This is a genomic window from Streptomyces nogalater (assembly GCF_039532885.1).
Lineage (GTDB): Bacteria > Actinomycetota > Actinomycetes > Streptomycetales > Streptomycetaceae > Streptomyces > Streptomyces nogalater.
The window spans coordinates 17,811-44,670 of record NZ_BAAASM010000069.1 but is presented as its reverse complement, the minus strand read 5'-3'; the positions used below and the strand labels follow the sequence as shown (position 1 = coordinate 44,670).

The following is a 26,860-nucleotide window of genomic DNA, read 5'->3' as shown; positions in this document are numbered from 1 at the left end:
TCCCCGCCGGCCGCACAGCACCGCTGCACTCCGTGACGCCCCTGGAACCACCGGGGGCCTCGCCATGCCCGTACGCACGTCCGTCCCTCTTCCTCCGGAGGATCCCGTGCCCCACCTCTCCCGCCGCTCCCTCCTGGTGTCCGCCGCCGCGGCCGCGTCCTCCGGGCCGTTCGCGACCCTCGCCCGGGCCGCGGCCCGTACCCCGAAGGTGCTGGTCATCGGCCTGGACGGCGCCCTGCTCAGCCGGATCAAGGACGCCGACGCGCCGCACCTGGACGCCCTGATGGCGGCCGGGCTCACCGCGCCCAGCGGCATCTACGCCAACCCGCTCGCCCCGACCCTCTCCGGCCCCGGCTGGTCGACGATCCTCACCGGTGTCTGGCCCGACAAGCACAACGTGAAGGACAACGCCTTCACCGGCGCCCGGTTCACCCGGTACCCGGACTTCCTCACCCGCGCCGAGACCGCGAACCCCGCCCTGTCGACGTACGCCGTCGCCTCCTGGGCGCCGCTCACCGACACGGTGTTCTCCGCGAAGGTCGACACCCGTGTCTCCACCCCGGGCGCCGAGTACGACACCGGCACCACCTCCCGCGCGGTCGCCCGGCTGCGGGACGGCGACCCGGACGCGGTCTTCGTCCACCTGGACAACATCGACCACGCCGGACACACCTACGGCGCCGCCTCGCGGCAGTACCTGGACGCCATCCACGCCGCGGACGCCCAGGTGGGGCAGATCGTGGCCGCGGTGAAGGCCCGGCCGTCGTACGCCGCCGAGGACTGGCTGATCATGGTCACCGCCGACCACGGCCACACCGACGCCGGCGGCCACGGCGGCTCCACCCTCCAGGAGCGCCAGACGTTCCTCATCGCGACCGGGCCCACGCTCGCGCCCGGCTCGGTGCGCCACGACGTGAAGATGCCGGACGTCGCCGCCTCCGCCCTCGCCCACCTCCAGATCGCCCTCGATCCCGCGTGGGAGCTGGACGGCCGGCCCGTCCAGAAGCCCGTCCCGGACGACTTCGACGCCCTGCGCGGCGCGCTGGCCACCCGCGTGGACGAGACCGGCATCCCGGCGGCCACCGTGGGCTTCACCCACACCCCGCCGCCCGGCTGGTTCGTCGACAACTCCGCGATGGGCGGCGGCGGGGTCACCGAATGGCGCGGCTGGTCCTTCACCACCGACGAGTTCTGGACCCAGGCCCAGCGCGACCAGAACCGCGAGGGCAACATCCGCGCCCGGGGCGTCTTCGCCGTCGCCGACGGCGACGAGTGGACCGACAAGACCTACACCGGCACCTTCGACTCCACCCTGGTCAGCCCCGCCTACCCGGTCACCGGCGGCGGCACGGCCGTGCTCACGTACACCACCTACTACCGGCACGAGTCCCCGCAGAAGGGCGAGGTCCTCGTCTCCTACGACGACGGCACCCCGGTGACGCTGCGGACGTACACCGCCGACGTGCCCTCGCGCACCGAGACGCTCACCCTCCAGGTGCCGGCGGGCGCCACCAGCGCCCGGGTCCGGTTCCGTTACACCGGCGGCAACAACTGGTACTGGGTGATCGACGGGGTCCGGATCGGCCGGTCCTGACTAGGCTGGGGGCGTCGGTACGCCGTGGTTCCGGCGCCCCTGTTGTCCGACCCGTACAGACCCGTACATACGCCAGGAGACGCAGCACATGGCAGACCGCAAGCCCATCGAGTCGTGGCTCACCGACATGGACGGTGTCCTCATCCACGAGGGCGTGCCCATTCCCGGGGCCGACGCCTTCCTGAAGAAGCTGCGCGAGTCCGGCCGGCCCTTCCTGGTGCTCACCAACAACTCCATCTACACCGCCCGCGACCTGCACGCCCGGCTGCGCCGTATGGGTCTGGACGTGCCGGTGGAGAACATCTGGACCTCGGCGCTGGCCACCGCCCAGTTCCTGAACGACCAGCGGCCCGGCGGCAGCGCCTACGTCATCGGCGAGGCGGGCCTGACCACCGCCCTGCACGACATCGGCTACATCCTCACCGACCACGACCCCGACTTCGTGATCCTCGGCGAGACCCGCACCTACTCCTTCGAGGCGTTGACCAAGGCCGTCCGGCTGATCAACAACGGCGCCCGGTTCATCGCCACCAACCCCGACAACGTCGGCCCCTCCACCGAGGGCGACCTGCCCGCCACCGGCTCGGTCGCCGCGCTGATCACCGCCGCCACCGGCAAGAAGCCGTACTTCGTCGGCAAGCCCAACCCGCTGATGATGCGGGCCGGGCTGAACGCGGTCGGCGCGCACTCCGAGACCTCGGCGATGATCGGGGACCGGATGGACACCGACGTCCTCGCGGGCCTGGAGGCCGGGATGCGCACCTTCCTGGTGATGACGGGCGTCACCCAGCCCACCGACATCGACCGCTACCCGTTCCGCCCGTCCCAGGTCGTCGACTCCATCGCGGACCTGGTCGATCTGGTCTGAGCCGAAACCCCGTATCACCCGTCCGGAGCAGTCGGGCGCCTCCCGAGGATGCGGAGGCGCCCGGTGCGGGGGAGCCTCCTGATAACTGGAGGTTCACGATGGGCTCACCACGCCTCACTGTCTGTACCGCAATCCTCGCCGCCGCGGTCACCGCGGCCGCCCCCGCGGCCCACGCGGCGGACGGCGGCGGCTCGGTCGCCGTGTCCCCCGCCTCCCCGGCGCCCGGCGCCGACCTCACCGTGCGCACCGAGGGCTGCGCGGGCGGGCAGGGCACCGCCGCCTCGGCCGCCTTCGTCTCCGACGCCCGGCTGACCGGTGGTCAGGGCGCCCTGACCGGCGAGACCCGGGTCCGTTCCGGCCTGGAGCCGGGCGCCTACACCGTGAAGGCCGTCTGCGGCGACCGCGTGCTCACCGGCAGCCTCACGGTCGGCGGGCCGGACGGCGCCCGCTCCGCCGCGCCCGTCGCCCCGGTCACCGCCGCCGCCTCCCCGATCGCCCCGGTCCCCGCGGGCGGCGGCGGCACCGCGCACTTCGCCACGGTCGCCACCAGCGGCTCCGGCCCCGACACCGGCCAGGCGGTGACCGGGCTGGCGCTGGCCGGCCTCGCCGCGCTCGCCGTGGGGCTGCGCGCCCGCCGCGCCCGCTCCACCCGCTGACCGCCGGTGTCCGACGAGCAGGGGCGCGGCGGCGCCACCGGGCGGGCGGTCACCGCCCTGGCCTGGGCGTTGCTGCTGTGCGGACTGTGGCTGTGGGGGCGCGAGGTGACCGGCGTGCCGCGGGGCGCGGACGGCGCCGCCACGGGCGACGTCTTCGCCGCGGGCCGCACCGGCGACCCGGCCCGGCTGCCCGGCGCGGTCCGGCCGCTGGCCGACGCGGTGCCCCAGCGCGTCGACATCCCCGCCCTGGACGTGCAGGCCCCGGTGGTCAGCCGCGGCCTGGACGCCCGGGGCGCGGTCGACCCGCCGCCCTACGACCAGCCGGGCGTGGTCGGCTGGTACGGCGCCGGCCCGAAGCCCGGCGCCGCCGGGGCGGCCCTGCTGGTGGGCCATGTCGACACCACGACCCGGCCGGCCGTCTTCTACCGGCTCAGCACCCTCAAGCCCGGGCACACCGTCCGGGTCGTCCGCGCGGACGGCAAGGTCGCCGAGTTCACCGTGGACGACATCCGCGTCCTGCCCCGCGACGGCTTCGACGCCCACCAGGCCTACGGCCCCCATCGGCCCGGCCGCGCCGAGCTGCGCCTGATCACCTGCGGGGGCTCCTTCGACCGGGCGAGCGGCAGCTACACGGCGAACGTGGTCGTCTCGTCGTACCTGACCGGCGTGGCGGGGTGAGCGGTCAGGAGGCGGCCGTCGGCGTGTGGGACAGGCGGGCGCGCAGGTTGCCGAAGTGCTCCCTTATGGCGCGCTCGGCCCGCAGGGAGTCCCCGGAGCGCACCGCGTCCAGGATCTCCCGGTGCTGGCGGCAGGTGACCCGGGGGTCCTGCGGCGTTGCCGCCAGGTCGCACCGCACCCGGTGGAAGGCGTCCCAGAACGCTTCCAGCACCTCGCCGAGCAGCACGTTGTCCAGGCCCCGGTACAGCGTGGCGTGAAAGGCGCGGTCGGTCTCGGCGAGCCCGCCGCCCTCGGCGGCCTCCCGTTCCATCCGGTCCACGAGCGCGTCCAGCTCGGCCAGGTCCGCCTCCGGCAGCCGTCCGGCCAGCCGTGACACCAGTCCCGTCTCCACGGCCTCGCGCAGCTCCAGCAGCTGGAGCAGCGAGTCCTCGCCCCGGTAGTGGCCGGCCACGGTCCGGAAGGCCAGCCCCTCGATCATCGGTGCGAACGACATCGGGCCGACGTACGTCCCGAAGCCGTGCCGGATCTCCACGATGCCCATCGCCTGGAGCGCCTTCAGGGCCTCCCGCACCGAGTTCCGGCTCGCCCCGAGCAGCCGCATCAGCTCCGGTTCGGTGGGCAGCGGGGCACCCGAGGGCAGCCGCCGGTCCACGATCAGCTTCTTGATCCGCTCCTGAAGGTCCCGGGCTGCCATGGCCAGAGCGTAACCGGCCGTCCGCATCCCGGGCAGACGAAAAGCCCCTCGCCGAGGCGAGGGGCTTTTCCGTCGGTGCGCCGCCAGGGACTCGAACCCCGGACCCGCTGATTAAGAGTCAGCTGCTCTAACCAACTGAGCTAGCGGCGCCTGCTGACAGGGAAAACTCTACCGGACCTCCGGGGGTGCTCCCGACCACCTCCGGGTGGCCCGTACCCCGCCCGGCGGGTCCGCGTACATCGTTCGGACCGTCAGAATGCGCGAATCCAAGGCCGTTGGGAAACTGATCAACGTGCGCACTCGCGGACACATCCCCCCGAATGTGAGGCAGATCGCATGACCGTTCCGATGTTCGAGGAAGTCGACCCCGCGAGCGACTGCCTCTGTCCAGGCTGCCGCCTTGCCCGGCAGACCCCGTCCCGCCCGCGCCCCGGCCGCGCCCACCCGGCGGCCCGCCGTGCCGTGGTGGTGGCCGCCGCCTGCGCCGCCCTCGGCGCGCTCCCCCCGGCCGCCGCCGTCGCCGCCCCCGGCCAGGCCCCGCACCGCGAGGCGCTGCCCGGCGACGGCGAGTCCGCCACCCCGCAGGGCCCCAGGGGCCCGCTGTACGGCAGACCGGGCGGCCCCGAGAAGGCACCCGCCGAGCCGATCCCGGCCACCACCCGCACCGACATCATCAAGCGGGCCAAGACCTGGGTGGACGCCAAGGTGCCGTACAGCATGACCTCCTTCTGGTCCGACGGCTACCGGCAGGACTGCTCGGGCTACGTCTCCATGGCCTGGGGCCTGCCGAACAACGAGTGGACCGGCAGCCTCGGCCAGTTCGGCGTGAAGATCACCAAGGGGGAGCTGCAACCGGGGGACATCCTGCTGTTCCACAACCCCGACAACCCCGAGAAGGGCTCCCACGTCGTGATCTTCGGCGGCTGGACGGACGACACGCACACCACCTACACGGCCTACGAACAGACACCCCCGCACGCCCGGCGCCAGGCCACTCCCTACGCCTACTGGAGCAACTCCGCCAAGTACGTCCCCTACCGCTACAAGGGCCTGCCCCAGGGCGCGGCCGGCGCCCAGGCGGCGGGCGAGGCGAAGACGGCGGTGCCCTATCCGGGCGCGTCCTTCTTCGGGCCCGGCGCCGACAACGCGTATGTCACCCGGCTCGGCCGGATGCTGATCGCCCGGGGCGCGGCCGCGTACTACGCCTCGGGCCCGGGCCCGGTGTGGGGCGAGACGGACCGCAGGGCGACCCAGGCGTTCCAGCGGGCCCAGGGCTGGACCGGTGCCGAAGCCGACGGGCTGCCCGGCCGCACCACCTGGGAGCTGCTGGTCACCGGCCGCGGCAAGGACATCGGCCCGTCCTCGCACGGGGTACCCGGCTATCCCGGTCGGGCCTTCTTCCGGCCCGGCGCGGTCAACGACCACGTCACCCGGCTCGGCGCCCGGCTGGCGCAGAAGGGCTACGGCCGGTTCTACGCCCACGGTCCGGGCCCGCACTGGGGCGAGGCGGACCGCAGGGCCGTCGAGGCGTTCCAGCGCGCCCAGGGCTGGCGGGGCGGCGCCGCCGACGGCTACCCGGGGCCGGAGACCTGGCGCCGCCTGTTCGCCTGACCCCACTTTTCTTCCCCGGCCCCGGACCACCGGCCGGCCGGGCACGTTCGTCCATCCCCCTGTTCATGACGCGTCTGGCGCGGAGGCTGGAGCACGCATGAGTACGACCACATCCCACACCCCGCCCGAGTCCGAGGGGCAGTCGGACGGTTCCGCCGGCGGGTCCGGTGTCCGGCCGGCCCGGCTGATCCGGAACGAGGCGACCACCGAGATCCCCGTCCACCTGCTCTTCCGGGACGATCCCGATCCGGTGCGGGTGCCGCTCGCGCCGGCCGTGGTGGCCCGTCGGCGGGGCACCGGCGAGCAGCCCCGGCCCGGGCGCCCGGCGCCGGTGCGCCGCCGGCCGCTGCCGGAGGTCGACCCGGAGCTGGCGGAGCGCCCGGCGCGGGTACTGCCCGGGGCGGCCGGGCTGCTCGCGGGCGCCTGCGGGCTCACCGGCGCGCTGGTCACCACCTGGTGGGCGGGGCTGCTGCCGCCGCCCGCGGCCCGGGCGTTCGGGCTGCCGGGGTACCCCGGTTCCGGTCCCGGTCTGGCCCACTGGGCCGCGTACGCCGGGGCCGGGCTGCTGGGGGCGGCCGGGTTCGGCGGGCTGGCCCGGGGGCGGACCGGGCGGGCCTGGGTGCTGGGGCTGTTCGGGCGGTACCGGGGGACGGTCCGGCGCACCGGGCTGCTGTGGGTGAATCCGCTGCTGCCGCGCCGCCGGGTGGATGTGCGGCTGCGGCACTGGCGCAGCGAGGCGATGCCGGCGGTGGATCCGGACGGCATGGCGCTGCGGGTGGTGGTGCTGGTGGTGTGGCGGGTGCGGGACACCGCGCGGGCCCTGCTCGCCATCGACGACCACGAGACGTATGTGCGCGAGTGTGTGGAGGCGGCGCTGGCCCGGGTGCCGGTGGAGCCGGCGGGCGGCGCCCGGGGCGGGACGACGGCGGCCGGGGACGCGCTGACCCGGCTGGTGGCCGAGGAGACCGCGCCGGTGGGGGTGGAGGTGTTCTCGGTGCAGCCGGTCCGGGTGGACTACGCCCCCGAGGTGGCCGCCGCGGTGCACCGGCGCCGGATCGCCGCGCTGGACGCCCGGCAGCGGGCCAGCGTGCTCGGTTCGGTGGTGGACTCGGTGGAGGACACGGTGACCCGGCTGACCACGCGCGGCCTGGTCGAACTGGACGACTACGACCGCAAGGTGCTGGTCCGGGACCTGACCGTGGCGTTCTGCTCGGGCCGCGGGGAGCCGGTGTAACGGCGGGGCGGACGCGTGCGCGCATGGTATGGACACGTTCAACTAACGGCAATAATCTGTGACTTGGTCTAGACCTACCTGCACAGCTCACCGAACTCCCCACGTTCCCCAGGAGCGGCAGCATGCGCACCAAGACCAAGTTGTCCGCGGTCGTACTGGGCGCGGTGACCGCCGGAGCGTTCGCGCTCTCCACCGGCGGTGCCAGCGGCCACGGCTACACCGACCTCCCCATCAGCAGGCAGAAGCTCTGTCAGAACGGCACCGTGACCAACTGCGGCCAGATCCAGTGGGAGCCGCAGAGCGTCGAGGGCCCCAAGGGCTTCCCGGCCGGCGGACCCGCCGACGGCCAGATCTGCAACGCCGGGCTGGGCCAGTTCGCCCCGCTCAGCGCGCCCAGGACGCCGTCCGGCGCGGCCTGGCCCACCACCAAGGTGACGGGCGGCCAGTCCTACGCGTTCCGCTGGCAGTTCACCGCCAGGCACGCCACGACGGACTTCAAGTACTACATCACCAAGCCGGGCTGGAACCAGAACCACAACCTCGCCCGCTCGGACCTCAACCTCACGCCGTTCCTGACGGTGCCCTACGGCGGCCAGCAGCCGCCGTCCACGCTCAGCCACAGCGGCACCCTGCCGTCCGGCCTGAGCGGGCACCACGTCATCGTCTCGGTGTGGACGATCGCCGACACGGGCAACGCGTTCTACGCCTGCTCGGACGTCACCTTCTGAGCGCGAGACGAAGGGCCCCCCGCCGAGGCGAGGGGCCCTTCCCAGGTGCGCCGCCAGGGACTCGAACCCCGGACCCGCTGATTAAGAGTCAGCTGCTCTAACCAACTGAGCTAGCGGCGCGTGACTCCCGCCTGCCCGGGGTTTTTCCTCCCCGCGGCCGGCGACGGGAAAAATACTACCTGGTCCGAAGGGGTGCTCGTGACCACCCCGGCGGGCCTAGATCGCCAGCGAGAGCAGGACCGGCGCCGCGTTGCGGTTCAGGGCGTCCGCGGCCCGCTTCAGCCGGTGCGCGTCCCGCACCGGCAGCGACAGGGCCAGGCAGCCGACCGTGGAGCCCGCGGTGACCGGTACGGCGGCGCAGACCGTGCCGACCGCGTACTCCTGGAGGTCGAGCACCGGCGCCGACGGCGGCTGGGACTCCAGCCGGGACAGCAGCAGCTTGTCGCTGGTGATCGTGCGCGAGGTGAGCCGGGCCATCTTGTGCCGGGCCAGGTGGTCGCGGCGGGCGTGCGGGTCCAGCTGGGTCAGCAGGCTCTTGCCGACGGCCGTGGCGTGCGCGGAGTAGCGGAAGTCCACCCACTCGTTGGTGGCGGGCCCGGCGGCGTACTGGGTGACCCGGACCTCGCCGTCGACATACCGGCTGAGGTAGACGGCCGCGCCGACCGCGTCGCGCAGCCGGTCCAGGGTCTGCTGGAGCCTGTCGCGCAGGGGCGCCCTCCCGGTCCTGCGCGGAGCCGAGCCGGCGCAGGGTCTCCCCGGTGACGTACGCGCCGTCGGCGATCTCCTGGACGTAGCCCTCGCGGCGCAGCATCCGCAGCAGGCCGGTGAGCCGCCCGGGGCCCAGGCCGGTGCGGCGGGCCAGCTCGGTGGCGGTGACGCCGGCGGGGTGCCGGGACACGGTCTCCAGCACGCGCAGGGCTTCCTGGGCGCAGTGGTACGGGGCGGTCGGCTTGAAACTCATGGGCCCCCCTCGGCCGCGATCCGGGTCGGATCGTGTCCACGATAGCCGCGCGGGGACCCCGGGGAAGAGGGTGTGGGCGAGTTGACGCCCTCCGGATGCGCGCCCCCACCGGCGGAGAGATCCGCTGGCATATGCCAGAGGAATGTTCCGGGCCCGACGTTCCGCCGGTCCCCGCCCGTGGCCCCCGCTCACAGGACCGCGCTGATGAACTCCCGGGTCCGCTCCCGCTCCGGATCGCCGAAGATCTTCTCCGGCGGTCCGGCCTCGATGACCCGGCCCGCGTCGAACATCAGCACCTGGTCGGAGATGTCCCGGGCGAACCCCATCTCGTGGGTCACGCACAGCATCGTGATGTCGGTGCTGCGCGCGATGTCCCGCAGCAGGTCGAGCACGCCCGCGACCAGCTCGGGGTCGAGCGCGGAGGTCACCTCGTCCAGCAGCAGCACCTGGGGCCGCATCGCCAGCGCCCGGGCGATCGCCACCCGCTGCTGCTGCCCGCCGGAGAGCCGGGTCGGCTTCGCGTCGCACTTGTCGGCCAGGCCCACCAGGTCCAGCAGCTCCCGCGCCCGCGCCTCGGCCTCGTCCTTCGACAGGCCGAGCACCCGGACCGGCGCCTCGGTGATGTTGCGCAGCACCGACATGTTCGGGAACAGGTTGAACTGCTGGAACACCATCCCGATCTTCTTGCGGACCTCGCGGACCTGCTTCTCCGGCGCCGGGAACAGCCGCTGCCCGGCCACCGTGATCGTGCCCTCGTCCGGTTTGGCGAGCGTCATCAGCAGTCTGAGGATCGTGGTCTTGCCGGAACCGGAGGGCCCGATCAGGGTGACGTGCCGGCCCGCGTCCACGGACAGGTCCAGCCCGTCCAGGACGGTGTTCTCCCCGAACCGCTTGGTCACCCCCTCGATGCGGATCAGCTCGGTCGGCCGGGTGCCGGCCGGGGCCGGCTGCTTGCGGGTCTCAACGGACAAGGCGTCGCTCCAGGGTGCGCAGAAGAAGGGAGGCCAGATACGACACGACGACGAAGGCGATCCCGATCACCGTCAGCGGCTCGGTGAACTGGAAGTGCTGCTGGGAGACGAGCCGAGCCCGGCCCAGCATCTCCAGCACGCCGATCGTCATCAGCATCGGCGTGTCCTTCAGCATCGCGATCACGTAGTTGCCGAGCGGCGGCACCACCCGGCGCACCGCCTGCGGCAGCACCACCGCCGTCCAGGTGCGCCGCACCGGCAGGCTCAGCGCCGTCGCGGCCTCCCACTGGCCCGCCGGCACCGCCTCGATGCCGGCCCGGTAGACCTGCATCGTGTACGTCGAGTAGTGCAGCCCGAGCCCGAGCACCCCGGTGGTCAGCGGCGACAGGGTCACCCCGGCCTCGGGCAGCACATAGAACAGGAAGAACAGCTGCACCAGCAGCGGGGTGTCCCGCACGAACTCCGTGAAGACCCCCACCGGCCAGCGCACCCACCGGGTCGGCGCCCGCATCAGCAGCGTCCACACCAGACCCAGCCCGAACGAGATCAGCGACCCCAGGGCCAGCGCCTCCAGCGTGACCACCAGCCCTTTGCCGAAGTACGGCAGGAAGTCGGCGACCGCTCCCCAGTCCCAGGTCATCGGGCCACCTCCGCCTTCAGCCGGCGCTCCAGGCCGCGCATCCCGCGGGTGAGCAGGAACGCGATCACGAAATAGATCAGCAGCAGGTACGCGTAGATCTGGGCGCTCTGCTGGAGGGCGAGCCGCACCAGGTTCCCGCTGAACGCCAGGTCGCCCATGCCCGTGATGGACACCAGCGCGGTGCCCTTGAGCAGTTCGATCAGCAGGTTGGAGAAGGAGGGGATCATCTCCGGCACCGCCTGCGGCAGCAGGATCAGCCGCAGCCGCTGCCAGGGCGTGAAGCCGAGCGCGATCCCGCCCTCGCGCTGCGCCGGGTCCACCGCCACCAGCGCGCCGCGCACGATCTCGGCGCCGTACGCGCCGTAGGTCAGGCCCAGCGCGAGCGTGCCCGCCCACATCGGCACCAGCTGCCAGCCGAAGGCGACCGGCAGCACGAAGAACACCCAGAAGATCATCACCAGTGCCGAGGTGCCGCGGAACACCTCGGTGTACAGGCCCGCGGCGAAGCGGACCAGCCGGGAGCGGTGGGTGCGCGCGGCACCGGCCACGAAGGACATCGCGGCGGCCAGCAGCGCGCTGTACACCAGCAGCTGGAGGGTGATGCCGACGCCTTGCAGGATGATCTTCCACAGCCCCGCGGTCATCGGCGGCACAGCTCCTTCGCGGTCAGGGTCGTCATCTCCGCCTCGGTGAACCCGAAGGGCCGCACGATCCGGTACAGCTCCCCGCTGCGGCGCATCTTGTGCAGCTCGGCGTTGAAGGCGTCCCGCAGCCGGGTCTCGGTCGGCCGGAACGCGAACGCGCCGCCGTCCGCCTTCGGCCTGCCGTCCACCAGCGCGACGAACGGCTTGGTCGACTCGGCCTTGGCGGAGCCCCGCGCCACCATCCGCGCGGTGACGGCCGTGGCCGCGAACAGGTCGACCCGCCCGGACTCCACCGCGTTCAGCCCGGCCACCTGGTCCGGGACGATGACCAGGTCGTTCTCCTTGAAGCCCGCCTCCACGGCGTGCTGGATCTGCGCGTACCCGGTGCCGGTGGCGATCTTCGCGTGCCGGCGCAGCGCGTCCGCGTAGGTGCGCAGCCCGAGCGGATTGCCCTTGCGGACGATGAACGCGTCCGGCATCCGGTAGTCGGGATCCGCGAAGATGACCTGCTCGCACCGGTCCGGGGTGACGTACATCCCGGCGGCCACCACGTCGAACTGCTGGGCGTTCAGCCCCGGGATCAGCGAGCCGAACTCGGTCGGCACCGGCTGCACCCGCTCCACCCCGAGCCGCGTGAAGATGGCCCGGGCCAGCTCGGGCGCCTCCCCGGTGAGATTCCCGTCCCGGTCGATGTACCCGAAGGGGACCTCACCGGCGATCCCGAGCCGTACGACACCCTGGGCGCGCAGCCGCTCCAGCAGGTCGCCGCCGTCCTCGCCGGACGCCGACGCCACCCGCGTGCAGCCCGCCGCGCCCAGCGCGCCGAACGCCGCGAGGCCCGCCAGTACGGAGCGCCGGGTGTGTCTGCGTTCCGGCCGTATGGTGTGTGCGTCGTTCCCAGGTGCAGCCATGGCGGCGCGGCTACCCAGACGCAATCCGGCTATGCACCCCGGTTCTGCCGGCCGGGCGATTCGTCACCGTCTCGCCCGGACCGCGTGATGTGCCCCGCCCGGGCCGGTGTCAGACCACGGCGGTGGCGGCCGGTGCCACCGCCCGGGCCTCGTACAGCGCGTGCGCGGCCCGCAGCACCAGATCGTCCCGGTGCCGGGCCGCGACGATCTGCATTCCCACCGGCAGGCCGTCCCCGTCCGTCCCCACCGGCACGCTCGCCGCCGGCTGCTGGGTCAGGTTGAACGGGTACGTGAACGGCGTCCACCCCGTCCAGCGGCGGTGCGCGGAGCCCTCCGGGACCTCCCGGCCCGCCGCGAACGCCGTGACCGGGACCGTCGGCGTCACCAGCAGGTCGTACCGCTCGTGGAACCGGCCCATCCGCCGCCCGAGACGCGCACGGACGTCCACCGCCGCCAGATACTCCAGCGCGCTCGTCCGGGCACCGAGCGCGCAGATCTCCCGCAGCCCCGGTTCCAGCAACTGCCGCCGATGCGGCGACAGGCCCTGGGTCAGCCGGGCCGCGCCGGTGAACCACAGGGTGTGGAAGGCGTCCACCGGGTCGCTGAGGTCGGGGTCGGTCTCCTCGACGTACGCCCCCAGTGTGGCGAGTCGGGCCACCGCCTGCCGCACCGCCGCCGCGACCTCGGGCCGGACCGCCACCTGCCCGCCCAGGGACGGCGAGTACGCCACCCGCAGCCCCCGCACACCCCCCTTCAGCGCCTCGGTGAACGAGCCCGGCGCGGGCGGCAGCGCCGACCAGTCCCGCGCGTCGGGCGTGCCGATCACATCGAGCAGCAGGGCCGCGTCGGCCGCGTCCCGGGTCATCGGCCCGGTGTGCGACAGCGTGCCGAACGCGCTCGCCGGATACAGCGGCACCCTGCCGTACGTCGGCTTCAGCCCGAAGATCCCGCAGAACGCGGCCGGAATGCGGATGCTGCCGCCGCCGTCCGTGCCCAGCGACAGCGGGCCCGCGCCCAGCGCGACGGCCGCCGCGCTGCCTCCGCTGGAGCCGCCCGCGGTGCGCGAGGTGTCGTAGGGGTTGCGGGTGATCCCGGTCAGCGGGGAGTCGGTGACGCCCTTCCAGCCGTACTCGGGCGTGGTCGTCTTGCCGAGGAACACCGCGCCGTGCTCGCGCAGCCGGGCCACCGGCGGCGCGTCCTCGTCCCACGTCCCCTGCTCGGACACGGTGGTGCTGCCGCGCAGGGTGGGATGGCCGCGCAGCCGCAGGAGGTCCTTGACCGTCACCGGCACCCCGTCGAGCAGCCCGGCCGGCTCCCCGCGCCGCCAGCGGGCCGCCGACTCCCGGGCCCGGGCAAGCGCGTCCTCCTCGGTGAGCCGGACGAACGCGTTCACCTCCGGCTGGATCCGCCGCGCCCGCTCCAGCACCTGCTCGGTCACCTCCACCGGGCTGAACTCGCCCGCGCGGTAACCCTCCAGGAGCCGTACGGCGGTCAGGTCGGTGAGCTGCATGCACCCTCCAGAGGATCGGTGACGGGGCTTTCAATGACCGGGCACATAGCCGCGCGTCTTGTCGACCACGTTCGGCAGAGACCTGCCCGCCACCCACCGCTCGTACAACTCCACGAACTGCGCACCGAGTTGATCGCGCCACCCGAAGGTGTCGCCGCTCATGTGCGGGGACACGATCAGCCCCGGCAGCTCCCACAACGGGCTGTCGGCGGGCAGCGGTTCGGCGGCGAACACATCCAGTGCCGCGCCCGCGATCCAGCGCCGCTCCAGCGCCCGGGCGAGGGCCTCCTCGTCCACCAGGCCGCCCCGGCCGACGTTCACGAAGAACGCCGAGGGCTGCATCACACCGAACCGGTGCGTGTCGAACATGCGGTACGTCCGCTCGGTCAGCGGAGCCGCCGCGATCACCCAGTCCGCGCGGGCGATGAGCCGGTCCAGGTCGTCCGGGCCGTGTATCCCGGTCCGAGGCACCCGCCCGACCAGCGCCGTCGTCACCCCCAGCGCCTTGAGCACCCGCACGGTCGCCCGGCCTATGGGACCCGAGCCGACCACGCACGCGTGCGTGCCCGCCACCCGCCGGGTCTCCCGGTGCCGCCAGCTCCGCTCCCGCTGCTGGGCCAGGGTGCGCGGCAGATCCTTGGCGACCGCCAGCACCAGGGCCGCCACGTACTCGGCCACCGGCTCCTCGAAGATCCCCCGCGCGTTGGTCACCACCGTCTGCGACGCGGCCAGCTCCGGGCACATCAGATGGTCCACGCCCGCGCTCGCCGTGTGCACCCAGCGCGGCCGGGGACCGTCCCCCGGCCACGCCTCGCGCACCGCGTGCGAGGCGAAGTCCCACACCAGCAGCACATCCGCGGCGGGCAGCCGCTCCGCCAGGTGCGCCGCGTCGGTGCGCACGATCCGGGCGCGTCCGGTGAGGCGGCCGAGCCGGGGCGGCGGATCGGCGTCGAGGACCAGCACGGTGGGGGGTAACGGTGTCATGCGGGGCGGCTCCCGAAGGTCTGACCTGCGCGGACCGTGCACGGACCGACCACGCTCGCACCCGGGCCCGGCGTCGTCAACACGGCCGCGGCCCGCCGGCAGGGGCGTCGGCGCGCCGACGGGGTACCCGTGCCGTGGGCCCTCCGCCGGGCACGGCCGCCCGGGGGCGGCCCGTACCGCCGGACAACCATCAGGAAGGCTGGACATGACCGCACTCGGATTCCTCTACCCGGGCCACCGTGCCGAGGACGACTATCCGCGCATCGAGCAGCTCCTGGGCAGCGACATCCGGGTGGACCTGATCCACAGCGAACCCGGCGAGGACCCCCACCGGGTGGCGGCGCTGCGCGAGCTGGGCTCCGCCGGGCGGTTCGCCGAGGGCACGGAGGCGCTGCGGCTGACCGGGGCCGAGACGGTGGTGTGGGCCTGCACCGGCGGCGGCTTCGTCCACGGCTGGGAGGGCGCCATGGAGCAGGTGCGCACCCTGGCCCGGCTGGCCGGGATGCCGGCCTCGTCCACCTCCTTCGCCTTCGTCAACGCGGCCCGCGAGATGGGCGTACGGCGGGTCGCCGTCGGCGCGGCCTACCCGGAGGACGTCACCGCGCTGTTCGCCGACTTCCTGCGGGCCGGCGGCCTGGAGGTGACCGGCCTGCGCTCCTCGCCGGCCGCCACCCCGGCCGAGGTCGCCGGCTGGGGGGAGGAGGACGTGCTCACCCTGGCGCGCGCGGCGGACACCCCCGACGCCCAGGCCGTCCTGCTGCCCGACACGGCCCTGCACACCGCCGCCCACCTCGGCCTGCTGGAGAAGGCCCTCTCCAAGCCGGTCCTCACCGCCAGCCAGGTCACGGTCTGGGAGGGGCTGCGGCTGGCGGACCGCCGGGTGAACGCGCCGACCCTGGGCAGCCTGTTCACCCGGGAGCCGTTGGTGCAGGTGTAGCGCCGGGTCCTCCTCGTCGCGGCGGCCCCTTGCGCGGGCGCGGGACAATGGACGGTGGCCCACCCGAAGGCGGTGCCGGCGAACCGTACGAGGAGGAGACAAGACATGGCGGAGCCCACGCCGCGTCGCAACGAACCGCGGCTACGCCCCGCGCCCCTGCTCTTCGAGCCCGCGGAGGCGGCCTCGGACCCCGAGCACTTCTTCGACCTGGAGTCGATCGAGGATCCGCGGCAGCTGCTGTCCCGGGCCACGGAGCTGACCCAGGCGTTCCGCGCGGCGGCCGACCGGGCCGTGGAGTTCCAGGCCGTCGCGGCCGCGCAGCTCGCCGACCCCCGCCGGTTCGACCGGCTGACCCCGGCGGACATCGCCGAGCGGGCGGAGTGGACCGAGGACTATGCCAAGAAGATGGTGGAGTTCGGGCGGGACCTGATGCGGGGCGAGGGCGAGGGGCGGACGTCGGCCGAACCTCTGTAGCGCGCGGCGCGGCGGGCGGTCCACCGGGGCCAGGGGCATATGCCGGGCGGGCAAGATACTCCTCCTCGGCCGCCCTGTCCCGGTTTTCCGCAACTCAGCGGAACCGCTCGCTGACACCCTGTACATCTGGGTGTCATGACGACCAGTGCCCCGAACGTGACCTGTGACAGCCCCGGCGCCGTCGCCTGGCTCGCCTCGGCGGGAACCTACCCGCGCAGCACGCTCGCCCTGTGGCAGGAGCACCCGGACGCCCCGGTGGTGCTGCCCTGCGGCACCGCCTTCGACGTGGTCAGCGCCCCGGTGGTGTTCGGGCGCCGCATGCTGGACCGGCTGTGGGGAGCGGGAGCGCGGTCGGGCCCGGTCGCGGTGTTCCGGGGCCGCACGCTGTTCTTCGCCGCGCCCGGCACCGCCCAGCGGCTGCCTTCCCTGCTGGCCTGGGAGGAGTGGGGCACCCGGCGGGCGCGGGAGGTGCCGCCGCTGCTGTGCCATGGCCCGGGCGACGCCGTGACCGTGCCCCCGCTGACGCCCGTGAGCTGCGACGACGCCCCCGGCGTGGCCCGCTGGCTGGTCGCCCCGGACGGCCGGCACCCCTGGCTGCCCGGCCCGGAGGTGCTGCTCTGGGCGGCCGTGGGGGCCGCCCGGACCGCCCCGCGGTCCTCGATTTCTCCTCACCGCGACCAGGGTGCTAATGTCTACGACGTCAGCAGGCGCCGCTAGCTCAGTTGGTTAGAGCAGCTGACTCTTAATCAGCGGGTCCGGGGTTCGAGTCCCTGGCGGCGCACGCGAAACAAGGCAGCGGGCCGAATTCGAAAGAATTCGGCCCGCTGCTTTCGTATACGAACCGGTCCGGCGGGCGGCTCAGCCGCGCACCCCCGGAGTGATCGTCACGGTCCACGCCCCCGACGCCGTCCTCCCCGCCGCCTCCACCCGCACGCCCTCCCCGGGCACGGTGAAGCTCTCGCCGAGAAAGACCGGCGCGTCGGCGAGAGGCGGGTAGACCGAGTTCTCCCAGCAGGCCTCGGTGCGCGGATGGGCGTCCACCACCTGGACCGGGCCGTCACCGGAGGCGGCGCCGCCGCGCACCCGGTAGACCAGGATCCCCTGCCGGCAGGCGCCGCGGTCGGCGCCGGCCGGGCCGCGCGCCTCGAAGGCGAGGGCGCTCTCCGGCCCGGTGCGCACCACGGCCAGCTTGACGCCGTGCCCCAGGCCGAAGGCGGCCCCGCCGCCGGTGGCCGGCAGCGGGGTGCCCGGCCCCGCCGCGAGCGGCTCCAGGGTGAGCCGGTTCGGCGCGGCACCGCGCACGCACACCACCTGGCGCGGATCCAGCCAGCCCAGCCGCCACTTGTGCCAGCCCAGCAGGTCGGGCGCGAGTCCGAACTGGCTGCCCATCAGGTCCCAGTCGCCGACGTGGGTGTCCCAGTCGCCCTTGCCGTCGGCCGGACGGTGGTAGAGATCGGGCAGGTCGAAGACGTGGCCGGTCTCGTGGGCGAGGACCAGCCGGTCCGGCGGGTGGTGCTCGAAGACGGTGACGACCCGGTGGATGTCGGTGCCGTCCGCCCGCAGGGGTGCGTCGAGGTTCACCACCTTCGTGGCGTCCGAGTCGACCCCGGGCGCGTCCGGGTCGGCGACGAGATAGACGACCTGGTAGCGCGAGAAGTCGACCTCCTTGTCGGCCACGGCGAACGCGTCGCGCAGATAGGCGGCCCGGTCCTCGGTGCTCCAGTCCCGCCTTATGGCGTACGACGTCGAGGGGCGCGGCATGCGCAGCCAGCGCTCCAGCGGGTGCGGGCGCAGGGTGAACCTGCCGTAGGAGGACTGCGCGTAGAAGCCGGTGGTGGCCGGGAAGTGGTCGGCCGTCAGCTCCTTCGGGGTGGTGCGCGGGGCGGAATCGGGGAAGGACAGGAAGACCAGTACGGCGTCGAGGGTGCCCGCCGGGCGCGGGTAGGCGGCGTTCCAGGTGTCCACGCCCTCCGAGTGGTGGGCCTCGGTGCGGTGCAGCGCGCAGGGGGCCGTGGAGAAGGGCTCGGCGGCCGAGGGGCCGGTGAGGATCGAGGTCGCGGCGAGCGCCGACATCGTGGTGAACACGGCGGCGGTGCTGCGCAGCTTGGGCACGGACATGACCTCCGGGTGTGGTTCGCGGGACCCGCACCCAGATTGCTGGTATTCATTGGTTTATGCCCTGTTTGTCTGCACCAGAAGGGTGAGCGCGCGCCCGTCGAGCGCCGGGCGCGCCCCGGCGCTCGATATCCGGAAACATTCACGGAACGTCACAACTTGTCGGAGGGCTGAAGAAGCTGCCCAGGCGCGGGCAGAAACGATCTGTCAGAACCTGTACTCCGTCCGGGACACTGGACATCGGCTGGAAGGGCCCGGGGCCAGCCTCTATGATCGGCACACTTTCCGGCACGGACAGAGATCGAGTGCACTGCGGGAGCGAGCGGTGAGCGGAACGTCCGAAGGGCCGACGCCCGCGGCAGACCTCGACCGGTCAGCCGTCACAGACAGTCACTACACCACCTACCACCGTGTCTTCGCGGCCGCCCCGCTCGCCATGGCGGTCGTGGGTCCCGAGGGGCTCGTCGTCACCGCCAACACCGCCCTCGGCGAACTGCTCGGCATCGACGCGGACACGGTCGTCGGGCGGTCCGCCGCCGACCTGGTGGACCTGGGCGCGGACCCCCGCGGCCGGCACGCCTTCCAGGAGGTGCTGACCGGCCGGCAGGCCCGGCTGCGCTGCACCCGCCGGCTCAAGCAGCCCGGCGGGAACTCGGTGTGGGCGCAGATCACCCTCGCCCCGCTGAACGGCGGCGAAGGCGGCGCCCTGATGTCGGTCACCGACATCAGCGACAGCCGTGAACTCCAGGCGCAGCTGCGGCACTTGCAGATGCACGACCCGGTGACCCGGCTGCCCAACCGCACCCTGTTCTTCGAGCGGCTGACGGCCGCGCTGGAGGCGGAGCCGTACGAACAGGGCGGCACCGGCCGGATCGGCCTGTGCTATCTGGACCTCGACGGCTTCAAGGCCGTCAACGACACCCTCGGCCACCGCGTCGGCGACCGGCTGCTTTCGGCCGTGGCCGGGCGGCTGACCCGGGTCGCCGACGCGGCCGGCTACGCCCGCGCCGCCACCCCCCTGGTGGCCCGGCTCGGCGGTGACGAGTTCGCCCTGCTGGTGGAGGACTCCACCGGCACCGAACAACTCGCCGACCTGGCCGACTCCGCGCTCAAGGCCCTGGAGGAACCCTTCGACCTGGCCGGACAGCGGCTGTCGCTGACCGCGTCCATCGGCGTCGTGGAACGGCACACCGCGGGCACCACGGCCACGGGGCTGATGCAGGCCGCCGATACGACGCTGTACTGGGCGAAGGCCGACGGCAAGGCCCGCTGGACCCTGTTCGACCCCGAGCGCAACGCCCACCGCATGACCCGCCAGGCGCTGTCCTCCACCCTCCGCCCCGCCATCGAGCGGGGCGAGTTCGTCCTGGAGTACCAGCCGCTGGTGGCCATGGAGGACGGCCGGCTCAACGGCGTCGAGGCGCTGATCCGCTGGCACCACCCGCAGTTCGGCACACTCACGCCGAATCGGTTCATCGGACTGGCCGAGGAGGACGGCTCGATCGTGCAGCTGGGCCGCTGGGCGCTGGTCACCGCCTGCCGGCAGGCCCGCCGCTGGCAGCTCGACCGCCCCGGCGAACCGCCCATCTTCGTCAGCGTCAACGTGGCCGTACGGCAGGTGTGGGACTCCGACCTGGTGGCCGACGTCGCCGAGACCCTCGCCGAGACCGGGCTCGCCCCGCACCTGCTCCAGCTGGAGCTGACCGAGTCCGCGGTGATGGGCTCGGCGGGCCGCCCGCTCCAGGCCCTGCAGGCGCTCAGCGACATGGGTGTGCGCATCGCCATCGACGACTTCGGCACCGGCTACTCCAACCTCGCCTACCTGAGCCGGCTGCCGGTCTCCGCGCTGAAGCTGGACGGCTCCTTCGTCCGGGGCTTCCAGTACGAGGAGGCCGCCAGGGACGCCATGCCGAACCCGGCCGACGAGGTCGTGGTGGAGGCGATGATCCAGCTCGCCCACCGGCTCGGCCTGACGGTCACCGCGGAGTGCGTGGAGACCTCGGCCCAGGCCAGCCGGCTGCGCCGGATCGGCTGCGACACCGGACAGGGCTGGCTGTACTCCCGTCCGGTGCCGCCGGATCGTATCTCCGAGCTGCTCGGGGCCGCCCGGACCTACGCGGTCGGCAACCCGTAGGCGTCCGCGATCAGTTCGTAGGAGCGCAGCCGCAGCTCGCCGCGGTGCGCGTGCGAGGTGATCATCAGCTCGTCGGCCCCGGTGCGCTGGTGCAGGGCGTCCAGGCCGGTGCGCACCTCGTCGGCCGTGCCGTGCACGACGTTCGCCGACCAGGAGGCGATGAACTCCTCCTCCATCGGGCCGAACCCGTACTCCTCGGCCTCCTTCGGGTCGGGGAACAGGCCCGGCCGTCCGGTGCGCAGCCGGAGCATGTTCAGCGCCATCGCCCTGGTCTGCCGGCGCGCCTCCCGCTCGTCGTCCGTGGCGAGGGCGGAGACGCCGATGAGGGCGTACGGCTCGGCCAGGACGGCGGAGGGCCGGAAGGTCTCCCGGTACAGGTCCAGGGCCGGGATGGTGTTCTGCGCGGAGAAGTGGTGCGCGAAGGCGAACGGCAGACCGAGCAGGCCGGCCAGCCGGGCGCTGAACCCGGAGGAGCCGAGCAGCCAGACCGGCGGGCGGTGCGGGGACTGCACCCCGCCGGGCGTGGTGCCCTGCACGGGTCCCGGGATCGCGTGGATGCGCCGGTAGGGGTGCCCGTCGGGGAAGTCGTCGTCCAGGAACCGGGTCAGCTCGGCGAGCTGCTGCGGGAAGTCGTCGGCGCCCTCGTTCAGGGTGTCGCTGCGGCGCAGGGCCGCGGCGGTGGCGCCGTCCGTGCCCGGCGCCCGCCCGAGTCCCAGGTCGACCCGGCCCGGGGCCATCGCCTCCAGCGTGCCGAACTGCTCCGCGATCACCAGCGGGGCGTGGTTGGGCAGCATGACGCCGCCCGAGCCGAGCCGGATGCGGTCGGTGTGGGCGGCGAGGTGGGCGAGGATCACGGCGGGGGAGGAGGAGGCCACGCCGGGCATGGAGTGGTGCTCGGCGACCCAGTACCGGTGGAAGCCGCGGGACTCCGTGAGCCGGGCGAGCGCGACGCTGGTGCGCAGGGCGTCGGAGGCGGTGCTGCCCGCGCCGACGGTCACCAGGTCCAGCACGGAGAGGGGCACGGGGGCGCTGCCGCGTGTGACCCCCCTGATCTCGTCTACCTCGTCTGCCGCCACGGTATGGCCTCCTGTTCCGAGCACTGCGCTGTCCTCCGGGCGCTAACAGGAGGGAGTCCCCGTTTATTCCGGCACACGCACCTCCGGCTCAGGGACGCCAGGCCACCCGGTGTTCGGTCAGGTGGGAGAGCACCGCGTGGTTCGCTTCCCACCCGTCGGGGCTGTGTCTTGTGGCCGCCTCCGGTGGCGTGCCGGACTCCGTCCGGTCATGGGGTGGGCTGCAGCCGGTCATGGTCGCCAGACCACCCGGTGTTCGGTCAGGTGGGAGAGCACCGCGTGGTTCGCTTCCCACCCGTCGGGGCTGTGTCTTGTGGCCGCCTCCGGCGGCGTGCCGGACTCCGTCCGGTCATGGGGTGGGCTGCAGCCGGTCATGGTCGCCAGGCCACCCGGTGTTCGGTCAGGTGGGAGAGCACCGCGTGGTTCGCTTCCCACCCGTCGGGAAACTTGACCAGCGTGCCCAACTGGACCGGTTCCGTGGCGGGATAGTCGTCCAGGAGGGCGGGGACGCCGGCCCGGCAGACCATGATGCAGGCGTGCCGGTGGCGGGAGGCCAGTACGCACAGGCGGCCGGTCTCCAGGTGGAACGCGGTGGCGTCGGGGCGGCCGGAGAGCGGGTGCAGGACCACCGTCACGTCGTACTCCCGGCCCTGGAGCCGGTTCGCGGTGTCGACCGTGACGTCCCGGACGCCCAGCTCGGCCAGGGCCGCCCGGACCGCCGCCGCCTGGTCGCGGTGGGCCGTGCCCACGGCGACGCGGCCGGCCGTCAGGGGAGTGGGGTCGGGCGAGCGCTCGGAGGTCGCCGCGCCGCCGCGGTCCAGCAGGCGCCGGACCACCGTCGCCACCGCCCGCACCGCCTCCGGGTCGGTGCGCGGAGTATGCCGGGCGGGCAGCTCCAGCAGACCCCAGCCGGACTCCGCGGCCTCGTCGATCACCCGGTCCGGCCCGGAGCCGTCCGAGGGCACGGCGAAGGCCAGCCGGCGGTCACCGTGGGAGGTGCCGCTGCGGAACGGCGTGTACGGGTAGAACGCGTCCGAGACCAGGGGGGCCGCCGAGGCCGGCAGCCGCCAGGACACCGGCAGCCGGTGCTGGGGCAGGCCCGGGTTGTGGGCCAGCAGCGTGGTGACCGCCGAGGCCGAGGGGTCGTACGACAGACCCGCCCACTGGTCGCCGCCCACGATGGAGAAGGGGTCCAGCTGGCCCGGGTCGCCCACGAACAGCGCCCGTTCGAACAGACCGGCCACGGCGAGCAGGGAGTCCGAGCGCATCTGGTACGCCTCGTCCACGATCGCGTGCCGCCACGGCTCGTCCACCTTCACATGCGCCCACTTCGCCGCGGTGGACAGCACCACCGGCAGACCGGTGAGGTCGGCCGCCTTCGCCGACGTACGCACCTGCGGCAGCTCGTCCAGCGCCTTGTCGTACGCGTCGGCGTCACTGCTGTGCAGCCGGCCGACGGGCAGCTCCGGGTTCTTCTCGGCCAGCCGCAGGACCAGGTCGTCCACCTGGGCGTTGGTCTGCGCCACCACCATCAGCGGGCGGCCCGCCGCGGCGAGTTCCAGGGCCGCGCGCACCACCAGCGTCGACTTGCCGGCGCCCGGCGGTGAGTCCACCACCACACCCCGCTCGGTGCCGTGCAGCGTGTCGCGCAGGATCGCCTCGGTGGCGCGGGCGGCCGCGGTGCCGGGATCGAAGCCGACGGTCGTCACAGCACGTCCTCCTCGGTGACGGGGTCGGGGGCTTCCGGCGCCGGTTCGCCCGGCGGACCGCCGTGCGTCCACGGGGTCTCCTCCGGGTCGGGCAGTTTCGCGCCGCCGCGCTGCTCGTGCTCGAACAGCGTGAAACAGATCCGGTCGCCCTTCTGGGGCACCGAATTGGGTTCGGGCTCCTTCCCCCGGCCCATCCGGTCCAGGACGCGCAGGGTCAGCACCCCCTCCGCCTCGTACCCGGCGAACTCGGCCGACTGCGGACGGCCGTCCAGCGAGCGGTACACCCGCGCCCGCTCCGCCAGGTGCGGCCGGTCGTCCGTGCGGAGGGTCACCAGCGGGCGCGGGCTCGGCCGCTTCCCCTCGCTGTACGCCATCACGACATCGGTCACCTCGCCCGCGAACGCCTCCCCGGCCAGCCGCCGCCCGGCCATCACCAGCGGATCGTCCAGCGCCTCCTGCGCCTCCAGCCGGGCCTGCTCCCGCTCGCGCGTGGCCAGCTTGTTCGCCGCCGTCACCGCGTCGTCCCGGCGCGGCTGCGGCGGCTCGCCGGCCCGCACCCGGTCCCGGTGCGCGGTGAACGACCAGCGGTCCCGGGTCCAGCGCCCCTCCACGTGCGCGCCCGCCGGCAGCGCCCGCAGCAGGTCCAGGCCCCGCCACACCGCGTCCCAGGTGGGCCGGGTGCGGCTCTCGACCAGGTCGCGGATCTCCCGCTCCGCGCGCGTGAGCGCGGCCAGCCGGGTATCCGCCGTCAGCGGGTCCTCGGCGGCGGCCAGAGACGTCCGCGCGCGGTCGTAGCGCTCGATCGCCGGGGCCAGCAGCTTGTTGTCGAACGCCGGGTCGGTGGCGGGACCGGCCGGCGGGCACAGCAGCTGGCCGTCGGCGTCCCGGGCGAGCTCGGCGCGGCGGGCGGCCTCGGCGCCGGTCAGCCCCCGAGGAGGGTCGATCCAGGCGAGCAGCGCGCCCAGGTGCTCGTCCTCCAGGCCGGACTGGCCGGTGGCCCAGTGCCGGGACAGCACCTCGGTCAGGGCCAGCAGCAGCGAGGAGCCGGGGACCCGGGCCCGCTCGCCGTAGTGGGTCAGCCAGCGGCCGAGCAGCGGCACCCGGGGCGGCGCCGGGTAGGGCGCGTCCGGGTCCTGCTCGGCGGTGCGCCTGAACCGCATCGAGCGGCCCAGCAGCCGTACGAAGTCCAGGCCGGTGCGGCTCGGCACGATCAGCTGGGGCGCGTCCGCGCACAGCTCGGCCGCCACCTTGACCCGCTTGCCGGTCTCCGGGTCGGTCTCGGTGCGCTCGGCCGCCTCCACGGAGTCCGCGTACGACTCGATGTACGGCAGCACGATGCCGGCCAGGTCGGCGAGGAACGTGAAGCGCAGATCGCGGTCCCGGGGCTGCGGCACGACCAGCAGCCGGGGCGCGTCCCGGTCGGTGCCGACCAGCGCGCCGAGCGGGGCACCGGTCTCACCGGCGGTGGTCAGCGGCACGAACACCAGCGGACGGTCGGACAGATGCCGGTGCCGGACCGTCGCCGCCGGCTGGGCCCGGCCGCTGTCCACGGCCTCCAGCCGGGCGAGGGCGGTGATCAGGGACACGCGCTCACCCCCGCGGCGCTCACCGGTGAGCCGTCGGCCGGGAGCGGGGCCGCCCGCTCGCCGGCCGCCCGCAGGGCCTCCGCGCGCAGGGCCGCCGCGCGGCGCAGCGCCGCCACCGCCGGGTCGGCCGGGTCGCCGCTTACGCCACGGGCGGCGGACAGCACCTCCGCCACGGTCGACAGGCCGCCCAGTTCGGCCCGCAGCGGCCGGCCCAGGCGGGTGACCACGTCGGCCGCGCGGGCCCGGTCCCGGCAGTGGAAGGCCAGCTCGCAGGTGGACAGGCACTCCGGCGCATAGGCCGCCGGCACCGCCTCCACCGCCGCCGTCAGCTCCTCGGCGGGCCGGTCGGGCGCGAAGCACGTGCCCTCGGGCAGCGTGCCGGCGATCTCCTCGATCCGGGTGAGCCGGGCGAGCTGGCGGGCGGTGACCGCGCGCTGCTTGCGGACGTCCACGGCGGAGCCCGCGGGCAGGTTCGAGAAGTCCCTCGGGCACACCAGCAGCACCCGGTGGCGCACCTCGGGCACGGGGTCGAGGCGGGCGGCGACCTGCTCCAGCGCCAGCACGTACACCGCCGCCTGCCGGGCCGCCGCGCCCACCTTCGCCGGGTCCGCGGCGCCGTCCACCATCGGGAAGGACTTGATCTCCACCACCGACCAGGCGCCGTCCGGGTGCACCACCACCGCGTCCGGCTCCAGGAAGGCGAGCGAACCGGCCACGTCCAGGGCGAGCATCGGATGGTCCAGCAGCGTCCAGCCGCCCGCCCGGGTGGCCTCGCGCAGCGCCAGCGCCGTGCGGGCCGTACGCCCCTCGGGGCCGTGCGCGGTCAGGTCGGGCACGGCCGCGCCGGCGGGCGGCTCGGCGCCCGGGTCGAGCCGGGCGTGCACCAGCCGCAGCAGCTCCGCGCCGCCGTCCGCCTTCACCCGCGCCTCGAACGCGTTGCCCCGGGTCAGCGCGAACTGCGACTGCCCGAAGCCGGACGGCGCGCCCAGCGCGGTCGCCAGCCGGGCCTTGTCCACCCCGGCGCCGTCCAGGATCGCCCGCCGGGCGCACCCCGGGTTCGCGGCGAGCGCCGCGAGGGCGCGCGCGTCCAGGGCCTTGGCCGGTACGTCGGGGCCGCGCAGCTCAGCGAGCCGGTGTCGGAGCCCCTTCGCCCGCGTCGGTGGCGGAGGCGTCCGGTCCGGCCGCGGGTTCGAGCCGCGACTTACGCTGCCGTGGAATTCGCTCACCCGCCGAAGTCTGGCATCCGGCACTGACAATCGGGGAACCCGAGCCGGAGGCCGCCGGTGCGACGGGGCGCGCCATCCGGGTCCAAAGCCGCTCCACCGCCCGCATGAGGGGCGGCGCCAGCAGGTAGCCGACGCCCATCACGGCGACGCCCGCGACCGCGTCCAGGAAGTAGTGGTTGGCGGTGCCCATGACCACGATCGCGGTCACCAGCGGATAGACCACGCCGAGGACCTTCGTCAGGCGCGTGCCGCCGTGGCGCCACAGCAGCACCCCGCACCACAGCGCCCAGCCCACGTGCAGGCTCGGCATCGCCGCGTACTGGTTGGTCATGCCGCCCATGCCGCGCGGGGCGCTGGCCTCGCCGCCCCACCAGCCGTACGAGCTGTACTGCGCCATGGTGTCCACGAAGCCGTGGCTCGCGTCGAGCAGCCGGGGCGGGCAGGTCGGCAGCAGGGTGAAGCCGATCAGGCCGATGAAGGTGGACGCGAGCAGCCAGGTGCGGGCCGCCCGGTAGTGCGGGGCACGCGCGCGGAAGAGCCACACCAGGATGGCGGGCGTGACCAGGTAGTGCAGCGAGGCGTACCAGAAGTCGGCCGGCACGCCGAGCCAGGCCTCCCGGGTGAACAGCCGGTTCAGCGGGTGCTCGGCGTTCAGGTGCAGGGCCTTCTCGATGCGCAGGAGCGCCAGGCCGTGGTCGACGGCGCCGGCGACGTCACCGCGCGCGAGGAGCCGGCCGGCCGAGTAGCAGCCGTAGACCAGCAGGATCAGCGGCAGCTCGGTCCACCAGCGCGGACGGGGACGGAGGGCCACCTCGGTGCCCGGTGTCTCGGTCTGCGGCAATCCGATCGCCCTCCCCCTTCTGCTGTGTGCGGTACGCGCGCCCCCGGCGGGCGACCGTGCCACTTTACGGTGTCCCTACCG

At 74.0% G+C, this 26,860-nt stretch carries 24 protein-coding genes, 3 tRNA genes and 1 pseudogene; 12 read left to right on the top strand and 16 right to left on the bottom strand.

What is annotated here, in order from left to right:
* Window positions 1-64 precede the first annotated feature (64 nt).
* From ABD350_RS33995 to ABD350_RS33980, 4 genes are all read left to right on the top strand, one after another.
* Window positions 65-1,594: an alkaline phosphatase family protein gene (locus ABD350_RS33995; protein WP_344352933.1), complete on the top strand. Its 1,530-nt coding sequence runs from the start codon at window positions 65-67 to the stop codon at window positions 1,592-1,594.
* Window positions 1,595-1,682: 88 nt separating this feature from the next.
* Window positions 1,683-2,462 carry an HAD-IIA family hydrolase gene (locus ABD350_RS33990; RefSeq protein WP_344352931.1) on the top strand — a complete coding sequence of 260 codons (780 nt, stop codon included), beginning with the start codon at window positions 1,683-1,685 and terminating at the stop codon, window positions 2,460-2,462.
* A 98-nt stretch (window positions 2,463-2,560) separates the two neighbouring features.
* Window positions 2,561-3,118: a hypothetical protein gene (locus ABD350_RS33985; RefSeq protein WP_344352929.1), complete on the top strand. Its 558-nt coding sequence runs from the start codon at window positions 2,561-2,563 to the stop codon at window positions 3,116-3,118.
* A 6-nt stretch (window positions 3,119-3,124) separates the two neighbouring features.
* Window positions 3,125-3,796 (top strand): class F sortase, encoded by a 672-nt coding sequence (locus ABD350_RS33980; RefSeq protein ID WP_344352927.1) that lies wholly within the window; start codon window positions 3,125-3,127, stop codon window positions 3,794-3,796.
* A gap of 4 nt (window positions 3,797-3,800) precedes the next feature.
* Here ABD350_RS33980 and ABD350_RS33975 read toward each other — a convergent pair whose 3' ends face one another.
* Together ABD350_RS33975 and ABD350_RS33970 are read right to left on the bottom strand one after the other, a co-directional pair.
* The gene (locus tag ABD350_RS33975) at window positions 3,801-4,490 is read right to left on the bottom strand and encodes a FadR/GntR family transcriptional regulator (protein ID WP_344352925.1); all 690 of its coding nucleotides are present in this window, start codon (window positions 4,488-4,490) and stop codon (window positions 3,801-3,803) included.
* 76 nt (window positions 4,491-4,566) lie between these two features.
* Window positions 4,567-4,640: transfer RNA gene (locus ABD350_RS33970), tRNA-Lys, on the bottom strand.
* 186 nt (window positions 4,641-4,826) lie between these two features.
* Here ABD350_RS33970 and ABD350_RS33965 point away from each other — a divergent pair.
* From ABD350_RS33965 to ABD350_RS33955, 3 genes are all read left to right on the top strand, one after another.
* Entirely contained in the window at window positions 4,827-6,101 is a 1,275-nt protein-coding gene (locus tag ABD350_RS33965) for a peptidoglycan-binding protein (protein ID WP_344352924.1), read from the top strand.
* 97 nt (window positions 6,102-6,198) lie between these two features.
* Entirely contained in the window at window positions 6,199-7,335 is a 1,137-nt protein-coding gene (locus tag ABD350_RS33960) for an SPFH domain-containing protein (RefSeq protein ID WP_344352922.1), read from the top strand.
* Between the two features lie 122 nt (window positions 7,336-7,457).
* Window positions 7,458-8,063 (top strand): lytic polysaccharide monooxygenase auxiliary activity family 9 protein, encoded by a 606-nt coding sequence (locus ABD350_RS33955; RefSeq protein ID WP_344352921.1) that lies wholly within the window; start codon window positions 7,458-7,460, stop codon window positions 8,061-8,063.
* A gap of 46 nt (window positions 8,064-8,109) precedes the next feature.
* Here the strand turns inward: ABD350_RS33955 and ABD350_RS33950 are convergent.
* From ABD350_RS33950 to ABD350_RS33915, 8 genes and pseudogenes are all read right to left on the bottom strand, one after another.
* Window positions 8,110-8,183, bottom strand: a tRNA-Lys gene (locus ABD350_RS33950).
* Window positions 8,184-8,279: 96 nt separating this feature from the next.
* A pseudogene (locus ABD350_RS33945) lies at window positions 8,280-9,024 on the bottom strand (IclR family transcriptional regulator).
* 188 nt (window positions 9,025-9,212) lie between these two features.
* Window positions 9,213-9,995, bottom strand: a complete 783-nt coding sequence (gene ehuA, locus ABD350_RS33940) for an ectoine/hydroxyectoine ABC transporter ATP-binding protein EhuA (RefSeq protein WP_344352919.1) — start codon at window positions 9,993-9,995, stop codon at window positions 9,213-9,215.
* Window positions 9,985-10,635: an ectoine/hydroxyectoine ABC transporter permease subunit EhuD gene (ehuD, locus tag ABD350_RS33935; protein ID WP_344352917.1), complete on the bottom strand. Its 651-nt coding sequence runs from the start codon at window positions 10,633-10,635 to the stop codon at window positions 9,985-9,987. Before ehuD ends, ehuA begins: the two co-directional genes overlap by 11 nt.
* The gene (gene ehuC, locus ABD350_RS33930) at window positions 10,632-11,279 is read right to left on the bottom strand and encodes an ectoine/hydroxyectoine ABC transporter permease subunit EhuC (protein ID WP_344352915.1); all 648 of its coding nucleotides are present in this window, start codon (window positions 11,277-11,279) and stop codon (window positions 10,632-10,634) included. Before ehuC ends, ehuD begins: the two co-directional genes overlap by 4 nt.
* On the bottom strand, window positions 11,276-12,190 hold the full coding sequence (ehuB, locus tag ABD350_RS33925; protein WP_344352913.1) for an ectoine/hydroxyectoine ABC transporter substrate-binding protein EhuB: 915 nt from the start codon (window positions 12,188-12,190) through the stop codon (window positions 11,276-11,278). Before ehuB ends, ehuC begins: the two co-directional genes overlap by 4 nt.
* 109 nt (window positions 12,191-12,299) lie before the next feature.
* Window positions 12,300-13,700, bottom strand: coding sequence for an amidase (locus ABD350_RS33920; RefSeq protein ID WP_344352911.1), 1,401 nt, complete (start codon window positions 13,698-13,700; stop codon window positions 12,300-12,302).
* Between the two features lie 30 nt (window positions 13,701-13,730).
* Window positions 13,731-14,684: a D-2-hydroxyacid dehydrogenase gene (locus ABD350_RS33915; RefSeq protein ID WP_344352910.1), complete on the bottom strand. Its 954-nt coding sequence runs from the start codon at window positions 14,682-14,684 to the stop codon at window positions 13,731-13,733.
* A gap of 205 nt (window positions 14,685-14,889) precedes the next feature.
* Between ABD350_RS33915 and ABD350_RS33910 the strand changes: the two genes are divergently transcribed.
* From ABD350_RS33910 to ABD350_RS33895, 4 genes are all read left to right on the top strand, one after another.
* A complete protein-coding gene (locus ABD350_RS33910) occupies window positions 14,890-15,621 on the top strand; it encodes a maleate cis-trans isomerase family protein (RefSeq protein WP_344352908.1) in 732 nt (243 codons plus the stop codon).
* A 105-nt stretch (window positions 15,622-15,726) separates the two neighbouring features.
* On the top strand, window positions 15,727-16,095 hold the full coding sequence (locus ABD350_RS33905) for a hypothetical protein (protein ID WP_344352906.1): 369 nt from the start codon (window positions 15,727-15,729) through the stop codon (window positions 16,093-16,095).
* Window positions 16,096-16,230: 135 nt separating this feature from the next.
* The gene (locus tag ABD350_RS33900) at window positions 16,231-16,812 is read left to right on the top strand and encodes a bifunctional DNA primase/polymerase (protein ID WP_344352905.1); all 582 of its coding nucleotides are present in this window, start codon (window positions 16,231-16,233) and stop codon (window positions 16,810-16,812) included.
* Window positions 16,803-16,876 (top strand) — tRNA-Lys (locus tag ABD350_RS33895). The genes ABD350_RS33900 and ABD350_RS33895 overlap by 10 nt, the downstream gene beginning before the upstream one ends.
* A gap of 77 nt (window positions 16,877-16,953) precedes the next feature.
* Here the strand turns inward: ABD350_RS33895 and ABD350_RS33890 are convergent.
* Window positions 16,954-18,213, bottom strand: a complete 1,260-nt coding sequence (locus ABD350_RS33890) for a M6 family metalloprotease domain-containing protein (RefSeq protein WP_344352903.1) — start codon at window positions 18,211-18,213, stop codon at window positions 16,954-16,956.
* A 322-nt stretch (window positions 18,214-18,535) separates the two neighbouring features.
* Between ABD350_RS33890 and ABD350_RS33885 the strand changes: the two genes are divergently transcribed.
* Complete coding sequence (locus tag ABD350_RS33885) at window positions 18,536-20,344, top strand: putative bifunctional diguanylate cyclase/phosphodiesterase (protein ID WP_344352901.1); 1,809 nt, start codon at window positions 18,536-18,538, stop codon at window positions 20,342-20,344.
* Here ABD350_RS33885 and ABD350_RS33880 read toward each other — a convergent pair.
* The 5 genes from ABD350_RS33880 to ABD350_RS33860 all read right to left on the bottom strand — a co-directional run bounded on the left by ABD350_RS33880 (window position 20,323) and on the right by ABD350_RS33860 (window position 26,779).
* The gene (locus ABD350_RS33880) at window positions 20,323-21,420 is read right to left on the bottom strand and encodes an LLM class flavin-dependent oxidoreductase (RefSeq protein ID WP_344352900.1); all 1,098 of its coding nucleotides are present in this window, start codon (window positions 21,418-21,420) and stop codon (window positions 20,323-20,325) included. The two genes, ABD350_RS33885 and ABD350_RS33880, sit on opposite strands and share 22 nt — an antisense overlap.
* A gap of 368 nt (window positions 21,421-21,788) precedes the next feature.
* On the bottom strand, window positions 21,789-23,126 hold the full coding sequence (locus ABD350_RS33875) for an AAA domain-containing protein (RefSeq protein WP_344352898.1): 1,338 nt from the start codon (window positions 23,124-23,126) through the stop codon (window positions 21,789-21,791).
* Window positions 23,123-24,712, bottom strand: a complete 1,590-nt coding sequence (locus ABD350_RS33870; protein WP_344352896.1) for a hypothetical protein — start codon at window positions 24,710-24,712, stop codon at window positions 23,123-23,125. The genes ABD350_RS33875 and ABD350_RS33870 overlap by 4 nt, the downstream gene beginning before the upstream one ends.
* A complete protein-coding gene (locus ABD350_RS33865) occupies window positions 24,703-25,938 on the bottom strand; it encodes a hypothetical protein (RefSeq protein ID WP_425584212.1) in 1,236 nt (411 codons plus the stop codon). Before ABD350_RS33865 ends, ABD350_RS33870 begins: the two co-directional genes overlap by 10 nt.
* The gene (locus ABD350_RS33860) at window positions 25,835-26,779 is read right to left on the bottom strand and encodes a phosphatase PAP2 family protein (RefSeq protein WP_344352894.1); all 945 of its coding nucleotides are present in this window, start codon (window positions 26,777-26,779) and stop codon (window positions 25,835-25,837) included. Before ABD350_RS33860 ends, ABD350_RS33865 begins: the two co-directional genes overlap by 104 nt.
* Window positions 26,780-26,860 lie beyond the last annotated feature (81 nt).

What these genes read in the sequence shown, in the direction of transcription:
- ABD350_RS33995 (WP_344352933.1), top strand. Translation starts at nt 65, where the DNA reads ATGCCCGTACGCACGTCCGTCCCTCTTCCTCCGGAGGATCCCGTGCCC.
- ABD350_RS33905 (WP_344352906.1), top strand. Translation starts at nt 15,727, where the DNA reads ATGGCGGAGCCCACGCCGCGTCGCAACGAACCGCGGCTACGCCCCGCG.
- ABD350_RS33955 (WP_344352921.1), top strand. Translation starts at nt 7,458, where the DNA reads ATGCGCACCAAGACCAAGTTGTCCGCGGTCGTACTGGGCGCGGTGACC.
- ABD350_RS33965 (WP_344352924.1), top strand. Translation starts at nt 4,827, where the DNA reads ATGACCGTTCCGATGTTCGAGGAAGTCGACCCCGCGAGCGACTGCCTC.
- ABD350_RS33915 (WP_344352910.1), bottom strand. Translation starts at nt 14,684, where the DNA reads ATGACACCGTTACCCCCCACCGTGCTGGTCCTCGACGCCGATCCGCCG.
- ABD350_RS33920 (WP_344352911.1), bottom strand. Translation starts at nt 13,700, where the DNA reads ATGCAGCTCACCGACCTGACCGCCGTACGGCTCCTGGAGGGTTACCGC.
- ABD350_RS33960 (WP_344352922.1), top strand. Translation starts at nt 6,199, where the DNA reads ATGAGTACGACCACATCCCACACCCCGCCCGAGTCCGAGGGGCAGTCG.
- ehuB (WP_344352913.1), bottom strand. Translation starts at nt 12,190, where the DNA reads ATGGCTGCACCTGGGAACGACGCACACACCATACGGCCGGAACGCAGA.
- ABD350_RS33975 (WP_344352925.1), bottom strand. Translation starts at nt 4,490, where the DNA reads ATGGCAGCCCGGGACCTTCAGGAGCGGATCAAGAAGCTGATCGTGGAC.
- ABD350_RS33985 (WP_344352929.1), top strand. Translation starts at nt 2,561, where the DNA reads ATGGGCTCACCACGCCTCACTGTCTGTACCGCAATCCTCGCCGCCGCG.
- ehuD (WP_344352917.1), bottom strand. Translation starts at nt 10,635, where the DNA reads ATGACCTGGGACTGGGGAGCGGTCGCCGACTTCCTGCCGTACTTCGGC.
- ehuC (WP_344352915.1), bottom strand. Translation starts at nt 11,279, where the DNA reads ATGACCGCGGGGCTGTGGAAGATCATCCTGCAAGGCGTCGGCATCACC.
- ABD350_RS33900 (WP_344352905.1), top strand. Translation starts at nt 16,231, where the DNA reads ATGACGACCAGTGCCCCGAACGTGACCTGTGACAGCCCCGGCGCCGTC.
- ABD350_RS33890 (WP_344352903.1), bottom strand. Translation starts at nt 18,213, where the DNA reads ATGTCCGTGCCCAAGCTGCGCAGCACCGCCGCCGTGTTCACCACGATG.
- ABD350_RS33910 (WP_344352908.1), top strand. Translation starts at nt 14,890, where the DNA reads ATGACCGCACTCGGATTCCTCTACCCGGGCCACCGTGCCGAGGACGAC.
- ABD350_RS33990 (WP_344352931.1), top strand. Translation starts at nt 1,683, where the DNA reads ATGGCAGACCGCAAGCCCATCGAGTCGTGGCTCACCGACATGGACGGT.